The organism is Gracilibacillus sp. YIM 98692 (genome assembly GCF_010993965.1).
Taxonomy (GTDB): Bacteria; Bacillota; Bacilli; order Bacillales; family Amphibacillaceae; genus Gracilibacillus.
Genome location: NZ_WIXM01000029.1, coordinates 34974 through 48078, shown reverse-complemented (window position 1 = coordinate 48078; position 13105 = coordinate 34974). Strand labels below are relative to the sequence as shown.

Annotated in this window: 10 protein-coding genes; 6 read left to right on the top strand and 4 right to left on the bottom strand. The window is 36.9% G+C overall.

All coding sequences use genetic code 11. From position 1 onward, the window contains the following. Positions 1-334: 334 nt before the first annotated feature. The 3 genes from GHD00_RS17350 to dat all read right to left on the bottom strand — a co-directional run bounded on the left by GHD00_RS17350 (position 335) and on the right by dat (position 3017). Positions 335-1504, bottom strand: a complete 1170-nt coding sequence (locus GHD00_RS17350; RefSeq protein ID WP_205600784.1) for an SEC-C metal-binding domain-containing protein — start codon at positions 1502-1504, stop codon at positions 335-337. Between the two features lie 127 nt (positions 1505-1631). Beyond that, the gene (locus GHD00_RS17345) at positions 1632-2042 is read right to left on the bottom strand and encodes an Rrf2 family transcriptional regulator (protein ID WP_163539472.1); all 411 of its coding nucleotides are present in this window, start codon (positions 2040-2042) and stop codon (positions 1632-1634) included. A 117-nt stretch (positions 2043-2159) separates the two neighbouring features. Beyond that, positions 2160-3017 (bottom strand): D-amino-acid transaminase, encoded by an 858-nt coding sequence (gene dat / locus GHD00_RS17340; protein ID WP_163539471.1) that lies wholly within the window; start codon positions 3015-3017, stop codon positions 2160-2162. 319 nt (positions 3018-3336) lie between these two features. On the opposite strand from dat, the gene GHD00_RS17335 reads away from it, so the two are divergent. Further along, complete coding sequence (locus GHD00_RS17335) at positions 3337-3912, top strand: RNA polymerase sigma factor (protein ID WP_163539470.1); 576 nt, start codon at positions 3337-3339, stop codon at positions 3910-3912. Continuing rightward, positions 3909-4676 (top strand): DUF4367 domain-containing protein, encoded by a 768-nt coding sequence (locus GHD00_RS17330; RefSeq protein WP_163539469.1) that lies wholly within the window; start codon positions 3909-3911, stop codon positions 4674-4676. The genes GHD00_RS17335 and GHD00_RS17330 overlap by 4 nt, the downstream gene beginning before the upstream one ends. Positions 4677-4865: 189 nt before the next feature. Here the strand turns inward: GHD00_RS17330 and GHD00_RS17325 are convergent, their stop codons facing one another. Continuing rightward, positions 4866-5321, bottom strand: coding sequence for a DUF6147 family protein (locus tag GHD00_RS17325; RefSeq protein ID WP_163539468.1), 456 nt, complete (start codon positions 5319-5321; stop codon positions 4866-4868). Positions 5322-5509: 188 nt separating this feature from the next. Here GHD00_RS17325 and GHD00_RS17320 point away from each other — a divergent pair, with 188 nt between their 5' ends. The 4 genes from GHD00_RS17320 to GHD00_RS17305 all read left to right on the top strand — a co-directional run bounded on the left by GHD00_RS17320 (position 5510) and on the right by GHD00_RS17305 (position 13096). Then, complete coding sequence (locus GHD00_RS17320) at positions 5510-6337, top strand: helix-turn-helix domain-containing protein (protein ID WP_163539467.1); 828 nt, start codon at positions 5510-5512, stop codon at positions 6335-6337. Positions 6338-6457: 120 nt separating this feature from the next. Further along, complete coding sequence (gene pelA / locus GHD00_RS17315; protein WP_163539466.1) at positions 6458-10144, top strand: pectate lyase; 3687 nt, start codon at positions 6458-6460, stop codon at positions 10142-10144. Between the two features lie 720 nt (positions 10145-10864). After that, on the top strand, positions 10865-11713 hold the full coding sequence (ablB, locus tag GHD00_RS17310; RefSeq protein WP_163539465.1) for a putative beta-lysine N-acetyltransferase: 849 nt from the start codon (positions 10865-10867) through the stop codon (positions 11711-11713). 36 nt (positions 11714-11749) lie between these two features. After that, positions 11750-13096 carry an ATP-grasp domain-containing protein gene (locus tag GHD00_RS17305; protein WP_163539464.1) on the top strand — a complete coding sequence of 449 codons (1347 nt, stop codon included), beginning with the start codon at positions 11750-11752 and terminating at the stop codon, positions 13094-13096. The last annotated feature ends 9 nt before the right edge of the window (positions 13097-13105 follow it).

Here is a 13105-nt window from a genome sequence, read left to right as displayed (position 1 = left end):
GGATGAAAATGTATTGGGGTGGCATGCTGAAAGATGGAGCAGACACTTTTTGGGAATTATATAATCCAGAGGACAAGGAGTTTTCGCCATATGGCAATCATTTAATTAATAGCTATTGCCATGCGTGGAGTTGTACACCTACTTATTTAATAAGGAAATATGTGTAAGGGGACAGCGGATGCTAGTCTCCTTTATCACCTCCATAAACCTTAAGCAGCAACCCATTTTGAGGATTGCTGCTTTGTTTAGTTACATTTCACTAATTCGTTAGGTAAATAACAACTGTTTGTTTCGATGCGACAATATGTCTATTATAATCTAATGTGATTATTTTTTACTTTCCGCAACATTTTTTGTGTTTTTTCCCGCTTCCGCATGGGCAAGGCTCGTTTCTGCCTACTTTTATTACTCTTACTGGCTGGTTAGAGGATGTTTTTTGATATGCTGTGGACAGTTCTCTTGGACTAAATCCTTTTAAACGCCATTGTTTTAAATGATTATGTAAATCTACAGCGAGACCAAAATACTGTTTTATTTCGTTTTGGTGTTTAATGTCAAAGGCATCTTGAAACATTTGAAGAATAATATCAGTGTTATAGACTGTTTGTAATAATTCTTGTAAATCTATCACAAAAGCTTCTGCTTCTTCATGTGTTACGGCATATTGTTCTATTAAGAAGTCGACTAGTTTAGTATGCTGACGATTTTTCTGAAAAAATTCTGCTTCTCCTGCCTCTAGCAGTTGTTGTTTGGAGAATAGATTAAAGTCTAGGTCTGAGCGATTCTTTTGTACTTGCAACAGTTCTTCTGGTTCTTCACAAGAAGCAATACAGAAATAATCTGGTTGATTCAATATCTCACCATGATAATCAGAGCACTTATCTAGTACTCGGTAAAAATCTAATAATTCTTCTGGTTTCGGTGCTGTCTTTAATCGATGGAGTTGCTCGAATAAGTCGGACGTTGTGAGAACACCATAGTATTCTAGCATTCCTTTTGTTAGAAGGTACCAATTCGTGTTTCTTTCAATAGCAGGTTTTACTTCATTTTTCATTTTAAGGAAAGCTTGTTGAATTTCAATTGGCATGATATAGACATATTCTTCGTCTAACCGTTTAGTGAAAAGAATACCATGATTACGCCAAAAGGTATGTTTTTCATCTATTATGAGTTGATTTCCTAGATGATAGACTCCATTATGATCGGCTGTTGTATTTATTACTTGAAATAACGATTGATCAAACAAAGATATTTGATTTTGCAGTTCAGAAGGGATGGTATCAGTAAGATATTGTACTAACTCAGGTTTTTTTAGTTTGCTTATTCCATTAATCTCTAACGTTTGGCGAATTTGATGTAGGTCGTCAAGGGTAAGGTCCATTAAGGCATCATATAATCCTAGTGGGGTGCTTCCTTCCTTAAAATATTTATCACCGTAGCGTTTTTCCTCCTTTAGTACTTTTTTCTCTATGTCTTTTAGGTCTGGATAGACGGATGTCATCATACTTTCACCTCAAGTTTACTAATAATTCTCAATAAACGTACTTTATTATAACACGTTATAGGTATTTAAGCATAGGAACAGAGGGGTTGGGAGATAACACGCTTATCAGCAAAAATACATCTCTCTATTAAGGAGAGAGATGTTTAAGCATATCTGCTAAGGTTTGGGCTGCTAATTCGTTTTCCATAGCTTGTTGTACTTGTGTAAATGTGTCTTCAAGTGTATCTTGTATTTTGCTGCCAACATGACAGTTAGGGTTAGGCTGGTCATGAATGGCAAATAAGTCTTCTTGCTTTTGCACAGCTAAGTAGATATCTAGCAAAGTAAGATCCTCAGGTTTTTTAGTCAAAAAATAGCCATATCTCCCTGCTTTAGCATCTAAAATACCAGCTTTTTTAAGCATGGCACTAATTCTTCTTATCACAACAGGGTTCGTATTCACACTCCCAGCAATGAAATCAGAGGTTGTTCCTTCCTCTTCATTAGAAGCAACTAAAGTTAATATATGTATAGCCACCGAAAACTTTGTACTAATCAAGTTATCACCACCATCAGAATAATTCTAGCCACAGCCACAGCACATGTCAATATGGTGCATATTGGTGAGAGCAAATAACGAATAAAAAATTCCGGGGGTCTTATGCCCTCCCGGATTTTATGTGAGCGATTCTGGAATTTTTTCTGTATAGTTTTTCTGCAGCTTTTTGGTTAGTGTACCAATTCTTTCTTCATTAATACTGATTTCGTCTATTTTTAGAATTGGTACAATTTCTAAGGAAGTAGCCGTTAAGAAACATTCGTCAGCTTTTTCTAATTCTTCCTTTTTAATCTCGCGCTCTTCAACCGGAATTTCTAATTCACGAGCAATATCCAATACTTTCTTTCTCGTTATTCCACCTAAAATAGAATGATTAGCAGGGTGTGTCACCAAAGTTTTATTTTTCACCATAAAAAAATTAGAGGCACCGCATTCACGTACAATGCCATTTTTGTAGAATAACGCCTCATTAAATCCTTTTCGTTGTGCATTGGTTCTTGCCATAACATTAGGAAGCAAATTCAGCGATTTAATGTCACAGCGAGCCCATCGAATATCTTCTTGCAGTGTGACAGTGACTCCATTTTCAATCCATTCATTAGGACGATCTACTTGATCAATTTTCACATAGTAGATGGCATCCAAATTCTCTACATAAATGTGATCACGTTCTTGCGCCCCTCTTGTGACTTGTAAATAAATGTTCCCGTCCTCTCTAAATTGATTACGGGTGATCAACTCTTTTAACTGGTCTGTAATACCTTCTCGAGTAAAAGGTGGAATAATACCAATTTCATTCATGGAATAAAATAAGCGGTCTAAGTGCCATTCGAGTAAATGAATTTTTCCGCTATATATACGTATGACCTCATAGACACCATCTCCGAATTGATAACCACGGTCTTCAAAGGAGATAAGCCCATCTCGATTATCTTTATCTAGAAACTTACCATTCCAAATCAAATATTTTTCCAAAAAAGGACCCTCCTATCTTTTTTATTTCTATGAGTCACTTTCTAAGTGATGCATCCTTTATTTAAGTATATAGCGTTTGGAATATATTTAGCAATGAAACTTTTTATCACGGTGAACAATCGTTCGTAAGCCTTCACCAAAGACTGATGAACGTCTATCTTTATCCTTATATTCTTCCTTTCTCTTGCCAAAGAATAAGAGAAGGAGGAATAAATTAACAAAAAATTACTAGAATCCTCCTCTAACTATTATGTTTTACCTAAAAAATGTTATAATTTTCTTATTCATGATTTTGTTAAATTAAAGGAAGCGAATTGCTATGTTTAAAAAATTTTTGAAAAAGGCGAAACCTACAGAAGCTGAATTCCGTCTTCTATATGAAATGTTTTACTCAAGGGTTTATCGTGATGTGTACTTTATTACAAGGGATAGTCATTTAGCCCAAGATGCTCTTCAGGAAACCTTTGTGAAAGCATATAACAATATGTATCGTGTCGAAGATAAGGAACGAATTGGTGCGTGGTTATCGACTATTGCAACAAGGACAGCTATTGATTATTTGCGCCGAAGAAAAGGTTCTAGTGAAATTTTGACAGAAGATATGACACATAATGATAAATACTTATCAGATTATCAATGGAGTTCATTAGAAGATATGGTGGAAGGAAACATAATGAAAGAGGAACTTTTTCAGAAAATTAACCAATTAAAGCCAGAGTATCGAGAGGCCATATTATTAAAGTATATACACGAATTATCTATAAATGAAATGGCCCAATATTTAGAGATGAAAGAAAGCACAGTTAAAACTAGACTACATCGTGCACGAAACATATTAAAAAAAGATATTGAGAAGGATCCAAAGCGGAGTTGGATAGGTGGTGAAATCTCATGACCCATTCCTCGAAAGACCAAACGGAAGAAAATTGGCTCAGGGAATACTATGATAATGTAGAAGAACCGATAAAAACAAAAGAAGAAACGTGGAGTCATATCGTATCCCAAACAGGCATAAAGAAACAAAGCCGCCCTAGTTGGATAAAACAAAAAGGCTTAATAGCTGTAGCCATTTTGGCTCTTTTTGCTGTTGGATCCCTATTTATGAAAGAGGACCAAATACAAGCTTTTTCTTGGTTTACGAAATACTTTGTAACAACAGAGGGAGAAGTGACACAGATTAGTGAAATACAAGGAGATCCTCCCGCTGTAAAAAAACAACTATTACCTACAGAAGCGGATATTCATGTACGAAATAGCACCAAATCTCATGAGGTGTCAACTTTCGCAGAAGCGCAAGAAATCACAGAAGTGGATTTATCACGACCTGATTACATGCCAGAGGATTTACAACTTGAACGGGTAACGATATATTATGATCAAGATAAAACAAGAAAAGTCCAATCCCTTTATCAAAATGAACAAGAACGGCAATTGGTGATTATACAAAAGCCAGCTTCACAAGGTTTAGGTTATAGCAAAATTGTAGACAATCAAGATACGGAAATAGAGACCTTAACGATTCAAGGGGAAAAAGCGACATTATTGACGTATAAAGATGGATGGTTACAGTTAAGATGGAAATCAGAGTTAAATCAATGGGTGGTAGAAGGAAGCTATAGTGAAGAACAAATTGTAGAAGTGGCACAGTCTATTAGGTAAAACAAAGCACAAAATAAGGCTATATCCATCTTGCAAAGGTTGGAGATAGCCTTATTCTCTTTACCGTATTAAGAAAGTATAAATTCTCAGCAAGGAAGCAATCTCGACGTATTGGACAATTTGGGGAATATAGATAAGTGCAACTACGTCTCTGACTTCGCCAAAAGCTCGTCAATCGACTAGTTTTCTTTACATTTTCACGTAAGGTGTTGTACCGGTGAGAACCTCAATTTTCCCGTTATGAACTGTTTTGTGAATCGATCTAAAACGATAGTAAAAACCTTTAGGGACATCGAAAGAGGTATCTCCGAAAACATGATTGTCGTCATAGTTCATAAATTCTTCTCGTACACCCGCTTCTTCCCACGTACCATTTTCTTCATCCCATACTTGTAAGTAAATCTCGCAATGAATGCGATCCACGTACGAGTAGCTGGTAGTGGAGCAGCTTCCGGTAACGGTATCTGCATCTTGCTTATTAATGCTTGCCTCACCATCTCGAATATAGTCTGTAGATTGAATGTTGATAGAGTCTTCACTAGATGATTTCGGTGGAGAATCTTGTGCAGAAATTTCTGGGGTGAAAAGAACACTGGATAGACACATGATAGCGGACATAAGTACTAATTTTCCTATTACTTTCAATAGGTTCACCTTCCTTTATTTAGTACCAGAGACGATATGATCATTCTCTAGTCAATCTATATACGGATTTTATGGGCAAAAGGTTCCTTGATCAGATAAAAAATAGTCCATTCCACTCAATTTTTAAAATTTAGCAGGATTTTCCTAGGACAAGTCGTAATAATTAACGATAGAGGAGGGATCGTTTAATGGAAAAAGTGAGCGTCTCGATGAGAAATCGCTCTTTTTACATTCATGAAGCAGATGAAAATAATACGATTCTCATGAAAAATCCGCATTTACATCAAGATTACGAAATTTATTACTTACTAGAAGGAGAACGATATTATGACATCCAAGGTCAGAAATTTAAGGTAAAAGAAAATCAGCTAGTTTTTATTGATAAAAATATGCTGCATCAAACGAAGCAAAAAAAGGGGGTTTCTCATAAAAGAATTGTTCTGAATTTCCACGGCCAGTTTCTATCTGATGGTGCACAAGGGCTATTAAAAAAGTTATTTGAACAAGGTCCGCATGTTGTCACGATTCCGAAGTCTATGGTAAGGAAGATCAATCAACTATTTACGGATTTATTAAAGGAGTATCAAAAGGATACACCAGAAAGCTACTTATATTTTCAATCATTATTAACTCAACTGTTAATCGATAGCCGAAGAATGCTTGAATCCCAGCAATTCGTGAGCAGTGCTCGTCCACTAACAAGTAAACACCATGTATCTAATCTGCTAACTTACATCCATTCTCATTATCATCGAGAACTATCTTTATCGATGTTAGCTAGTCAATTCCACTTAAATGAACATTATATAAGTCGTGTGTTTAAACGTGTTACAGGGTATAGTTTCACGGAATATGTAAACCGTCTTCGTGTAGCAGAGGCAGAACGTTTATTAAATGAAACAGATGGATCTGTCCAGGTGATTGCAAAGCAAGTAGGATACAAAACCAATGTTCATTTTCATCGAGTCTTTAAAAAAATTAAAGGCATCTCTCCTAATCAGTATCGACAAAAATAACAGGCTTTTTCGTGAAAAAAATGTAAATATCTCGATAAGAAATGTGCAAAAAATGTTGTTTTTCTCTTGATATACTTAAACCTGAAAGCGTTATCCTAATAAAAAGGAGAGGTGAAAAGATTGGACAATTCATTTTCTAGAAAGTGTAAAGTTCTTGTACTAGCACTATTTGTGATGTTTTTATTTGGAGTTGGACAAGCCCAAGCGGAAACAATCAGTTTCCCGGGGGAGCTGTATGAAGCAGAGGAAGCAGATGGAGAAGGCACTATGGTAGATAATAAGCATGTAGGCTTTACAGGGGATGGGTTTATTGATTTTGTCCCCAATGAACCAGGAGGTTATTTAAATTGGACGGTTGAGGTCGAAGAAGAAGCGGAATATGTGTTGGCGATTCGTTACGCTCATGGCAAGCCTGATAACAGACATGCTCGTTTGGAAGTAAATGAAAACGTTGTGAACGAGCAAATGGACTTTCCTCAAACAGGAGATTTTGTAGATTATGTTTATGTAACAGAAGAAGCAATGTTACAAGAGGGAACCAATGAAGTTACTTTAACAGCAACTGCTCCAGAGGGTGGAGCTAATATTGATCATTTATATGTATATCGAAGTGTTGACGAATTAAAAGAGGCAGAAGATGCAAATGGTGATGGGATTATAATTGACAATAAGCATGCTGGTTTCACTGGGGATGGTTTTGTTGATTTTAACCCTAACGTTCCTGGCGGTTATATCGAATGGGTCGTAGAACTTCCTGTTGAAGCTACGTATAACGTGGATTTTCGATATGCGCATGCTGGAGGAAGCAATCGGCCAGCAGAAATCAGTGTGAACGGTGAAACGATGCAGGAATTAGAATTTCCTCCAACTGGAGACTGGGCAGAATGGAAAGTAGAAGGTACTAAATTGCAGCTTCCTGCTGGAGAAAATGTTATTCGATTAACAGCAACTGGAGCAGAAGGTGGTGGAAATATTGACCACTTACGTATCCATAATCAGAAAAGTGACAGTGAGAATAACGGTCCAGTTATCACAGAGAAAGTAGAACTCGAAGAATTAGTGCCTGGCCTTACATTGAAAAAATTAAAGCAACTAGGTGTGGTAGGGGATGCTTATCAAGAAGATCAGTTAATCACTGGAGTAGAATTACTAGCATTAATCAATCGTGAGTTTGGCTTTGATCAGCAAGAAGTATTTAAAAATATGTCAGACCGAGAAGCAATCGGTCATATTCCTGCAGATGAATGGGGAATTTATGCAGCGGAGATAGCAAAGGCGAATGAATATGTCCCTTCCTTTTTATGGGAAGACACTTCTTTTCAAAATCCATTAGAAAAAGAAGAGATTGCTCTTATTGTCGGAGATTTGCTGGATATGGTGTCTGAGGATGAAGAAGGTTCTAATATGCTTGGTAAGCTGGCTCGCCAAGGTATCATGAATCCAAATAGCCCGAATAATTACGGTGTTAAGGAAGATATGACTTGGGGAGAAGCAATAGATATGGTGGATTTACTTGTGAAAGAATCCAATAAGCCTTCTGAAGACATTCATATTGCAAGAGCTGATGTATTAACAGAACATTTCATTGCAGTTACTTTAAATGGAGAGTTAACGGATGTTGATGTAAATGATATCAAACTGTCTTTACCAAATGGCTCTTGGAGCAGTTTATCTCCTCTTTTAAGTCAACATTTACGTGCTGAAGAAGCGGCAGTGACTCAGGACCGATATGGCAACACCGTTATTATCTATGAAGTAATCGAATCATTAGACGGAGATCAGTATATTATCCCAGAAGATGAACCTACCTTTAATGGGGATTTACAAGCTGCTATTGAGCAAGCAGATAATATGGTTAGCTGGCAAATAGAACATGGCGGCTGGTCAAAAGCAATAGATTATAGTGAGCCTTGGGATGGTGAAGCAACTCGTTCTGAGTGGGTGAATAGTAATGGTGTCGAACTTGGAATGATTGATAATGACGCGACAATTAAGGAAATGGAATTTTTAGCTGAAGTGTATGCAGAAACAGGCGACGAGAAATATCGTGAAAGTTTCCAAAAAGGGTTAGCGTTTCTGTTTGATCTGCAATATGATACGGGTGGTTTTGCCCAAGTATATCCAAGAAGAGGAAATTATTCTGACATGGTGACATTTAATGATGAGGCCATGATACGAGTAATTAATATGTTTGAAGATATAGTGGACCAAAAGTATCCGTTCCACACAGATATTGTAACAGACGAGGGCATTGCTGATATAGAGGAATCACTAGATCTAGCTTTAGACTATATTCTAAAATCACAAATTGTTGCCGATGGTGAGAAAACAGCTTGGGGTCAACAACATCATCCGCAAACGTATGAGCCAGTGGGTGCTCGTTCGTATGAACATCCTTCTATTTCAGGTAAGGAATCCGTAGCGATTGTACAGTTTTTAATGGAACGAATGGATCAATCCAATGAAATAAAAGAAGCGGTGTTAAGTGCTTTAAAATGGTATGATGAAGTGAAAGTAGAAGGTGTTCGCTATGTAAGTGGCGGTAATGAAAATGGTGAATACTTTGTAGAAGATGAAAATGCAGTAACGTGGTATCGTTTTTATGAAATAGGTACAAATAAGCCGATTTTCTCTGGACGTGATGGTGTTATTAAACATGATATTCATGAGATTGAGGCAGAGAGAAGAAATGGCTATCAATGGGGCGGAAGCTATGGACAGTTATTGTTAGAAACAGCAAAAACAACAGGGTATTTTGAAGGCAACATTTATGCTCAAGTAGTGGAAACTAATAGTGCGAATGATCAAGGATACACATTAGTTGATGGACAAGTGGAAAAAGTAGAAGATTTCACGGATAGTCTAGCTGCCATTGAAAATAAATTGGTGGTAGCCACAGATGAATCGGGTGACTATCAAACCGTGCAAGCAGCAATTGATGCTGTACCAAATGATAATCAGAACCTCGTAGATATTTTCGTGAAAAATGGCGTATATAAAGAGGTAATTACCGTTCCTGCTGATAAACCGTTTATTAATCTAATCGGTGAGGATGAGCACGAAACAGTGATTCATTACGATAATTATGCCGGTAAAGATAATGGTGTTGGAGGGACAATTGGTACAAGTAATAGTGCGACAGCATTTTTCCGAGCAAATGATTTCTTAGTACAAGATATCACGATTGAAAATAGCTTTGATGAGTCTGTTGAAACAGATGGGAAGCAAGCAGTGGCTGTCTATGCAACTGGTGAGCGTATGATTTTTGATAATGTTCGTTTACTAGGTAATCAAGATACGCTTTTCGCTCACTCCGGTTCTCAATATTACTATAATAGTTATATTGAAGGGGATGTAGACTTTATTTTTGGTGCAGCTCGAGCTGTGTTTGAAAATAGTACGATTCATTCTTTAGACCGAGGATCAGATTCTAACAATGGATACATTACAGCAGCGAGTACTCAAGATGATCAAGAATTTGGCTTCTTGTTTTTAAACAGTACTCTAACAAGTGATGCGAAAGCAAATACAGTTTATTTAGGCAGACCTTGGCAGCCAAGTAGTAACCCTAGTGCAATTGCTCATGTCGTTTATAAAAATTCTCATTTAGGTGAGCATATTAAGGAAGAAGGCTGGACAGAGATGGGCGGTTTCCAGCCAGAAGATGCTAAGTTATATGAATATGAAAATGAAGGCCCAGGCGCTATCGTGAATGATAGTAGAAGACAGCTTACGGATGAAGAAGCAGCGAACTATACAGTAGAAAATGTGCTGGACGGTTGGGTTCCTAATGTATCAGATTCGTAAATACGGATAAGTTATCCCACGGAGATAAAAATCTCCGTGGGATTTTTTTGTGATTAGGAAAACATAAAATTTTTTCGTAACATCCATAAACTGCAACGTAACCGTCTTTCTATCATTCTTTCTTAGGTGAGTGCTAGTCCGGCGAAGCGGATAAATACTCCCTTTCCGTGGGGAACGCGGTGCTCGTTTTAAGTGAGAAAAAAACATATTCTTACTACTCACTAGCGGAAGAAATATACGTAGACTCCTGGGGGAACAGCGCGAGCTGAAGATCCCGCAGGCAGCTTGCTGCCGAGGAAGCTGAAGCCGTGCCCCCGGAAAGCGAAGTATATTTCTGGAGCGGTCTTCAGAGCTTTTTAAGGCTTATTTCGCAGTTTTGTTCTACTACGAAATTTATGCATGTTAAAAAATTATTAGAGACCGGAATTTTGGCCGGTTTTTTCTTAATGTTATACAAGAGTGTAAAATTTAGTTTTTATACGTAGTAAATTACGCTTTTTCCATGAAAGTAAAAACATTTTCCCTTCCAATAATGCGCTCTCTTATAGGGTTTTATCCTAATATCCTTTTTCTGTAAAACGTACCAACAATTCTTTTTGCTATAACGCGGAGCTTTTTACTAACTCGTGTATACGAAGAGCAATTATAAACAAACTAGGTTGTAGGTTTGCAAGCATCAATAAATATGAAGTGAATCGATAAAGGAGCGTATTTCCATTTATGAAAATGTTAAAAACAACGCCGCAAGATTTAGCCTATTTTGGCAGGACGGTATCTGTTGAACCCATCAGTCAACGGATAAAAATTTATCAAATGCCTACCGGGGAGGAATTGAATTCTTTTTTAGACCGTTTAAAGCTAGTGGCGAAGGATACGAATTGTGATAAGTTAATTTTTTATTTGCGCGATCATCAAACAGGGGAGATCAAACAACATGGTGCTTGTTATGAAGGGAAAATCAAAGGTTTTTTTAATGGTGCTACCGCATACATCTATGCCTTGTTTTTAGATCCTGCTCGTCATAAGACAGATCGACTCGCATCAGAAAAGAAAGTATTTGATGTTATTCAAAAGAGGCAACAAATTTCTACTAATTTTGAATTACCAACAGGTTATCAAATGAGATGGGCGGATTTGAAAGATGCTAAACAAATGGCAAACCTTTATCAAACTGTTTTTCAATCGTATCCAACGCCAATGAATGATCCGGTATTTATAGAAGAAATGATGCAAAGTGATGTCTATTTTTTAGTAGTGCAGCACAACGGTATGATTGTAAGTGCTTGTTCTGCCGATATTCTGCCTCATTTTCGATCAGCAGAGCTTTCAGATTGTGCTACATACCCTGAACACAGAGCCAAACAATTATTATCCTATCAGGTAGCACATTTAATTCCAAAGGTAAAGAAAATGGGCATCCGTACATTATTTTCCTATTCACGTGCTAATTCTGTTGGAATGAATTTAGTCAATGTAAAACATGGCTTCACGTTCGGGGGTAGAATGGTGCAAAACAGCAATATCGCAGGCAGTATGGAAAACATGAATATTTGGTATAAAGTGTTATAAATTCTATCACAACATATAAGAAAGGAAAGAAGTAACATGACATTTGATCAACCAACAGCACAAGAAATTTCTTTTAAACAAACGGATCAAACAGATCGTAAAATAATTGAAAATATTCAAACTGGTCCCAAAAAATTGAAAATTACAAAACCGGAGAAAGGGAAAAAAATTGCTTTAATTGGCTGGAGTATTCCAACCATTGAAGCGATGGATCAGCTAAAGAGACCATATGTAGTGGTTAGTTTACCAGAATTTAATGATTATGCGAAACAGCACAATATACCATTTTTTGCTTGGGATTTTAATAATGAGCTTGGTTATCAACAGGTTTATCAACAAGCAAAAGATTTATCAGAACAACTGCGAGCTCTTGAGGTCGATCATGCGATTCCACTATTTGAAGAAACAGTGGAATGGGCAGGAGCGTTAAATGCCTATTTTAGGAATGAACCTCGTGTTTTTCATCACTCTATCTTATTTAGAGATAAAGCCATGATGAAACGACGTGCTCATATAGGTGGTTTAAGAGTAGGTGTTTTTGAAGAAGGAAATCAGAAAGAAGATGTAAAGCAATTCTTCCAGCGAGTGAATGATTCATTGTTGCGTCATCACGGAGAAGATCCAGACCCTGTTCATATTAAAGCTTTAAATAAAGCAGGTGCAGCTGGACATCGTATGATTCGCTCTGTTGAAGATATTGATCAGAAGCTAAGTGATGACAATTTTCCTTGTTTAATGGAAAGTCATTTAGATGGAATAGAAGTTTCGTGTGAAGCCTTTATTCATCAAGGCAAAGTGTTGTTTTTAAATATTACAGAATATGTGGTATTTGGTTATTCGATGATGGTGCCGCCTTCTCCAGACATTGAAGAGTATCGCTCAGCTATTCGTAATGAGGTACAAAAAGTGGTAGATGCCTTTGATATTGAATATGGCATTATTCATCCAGAATTTTTTATTACTAATGATGACGAAATATATTTTGGAGAAGTGGCGTATCGTATTCCTGGCGGACATATTTTTGATTTAATGCAAAAAGCATATCAGTTTAATCCTTATGTTGGGCATATTCTATGCTCAGATCCACATACTTCAACTGAAGAGCTGGATGGATTCTTTCCACAAGAAGATGAAACAAATGGACATGCAGGCAGCTTCTTAGTTTATCCAAAAAAGAACTTTATACAAGGTGTAAATATACCAGATGAACTAGAAGAACATCCTGGTTTTGATAAACATACATTGTATAAGCCTATGCAAGCAAAAGTACAAGACCAAGAAGGGTATGGCAATCATTTAGGAACATTATTTTTTCATCATGAAGATCACGAGCAAGTTAAACAGCCATTAACGGATTATGTAGATCACGATTTCTTTATGTAAAGGAGATGG

Excerpts from the sequence above, each read along its gene's own strand:
- GHD00_RS17350 (WP_205600784.1), bottom strand. The coding sequence starts at position 1,504 with ATGATGACATCCGTCTATCCAGACCTAAAAGACATAGAGAAAAAAGTA.
- GHD00_RS17335 (WP_163539470.1), top strand. The coding sequence starts at position 3,337 with ATGTTTAAAAAATTTTTGAAAAAGGCGAAACCTACAGAAGCTGAATTC.
- GHD00_RS17320 (WP_163539467.1), top strand. The coding sequence starts at position 5,510 with ATGGAAAAAGTGAGCGTCTCGATGAGAAATCGCTCTTTTTACATTCAT.
- ablB (WP_163539465.1), top strand. The coding sequence starts at position 10,865 with ATGAAAATGTTAAAAACAACGCCGCAAGATTTAGCCTATTTTGGCAGG.
- GHD00_RS17305 (WP_163539464.1), top strand. The coding sequence starts at position 11,750 with ATGACATTTGATCAACCAACAGCACAAGAAATTTCTTTTAAACAAACG.
- GHD00_RS17330 (WP_163539469.1), top strand. The coding sequence starts at position 3,909 with ATGACCCATTCCTCGAAAGACCAAACGGAAGAAAATTGGCTCAGGGAA.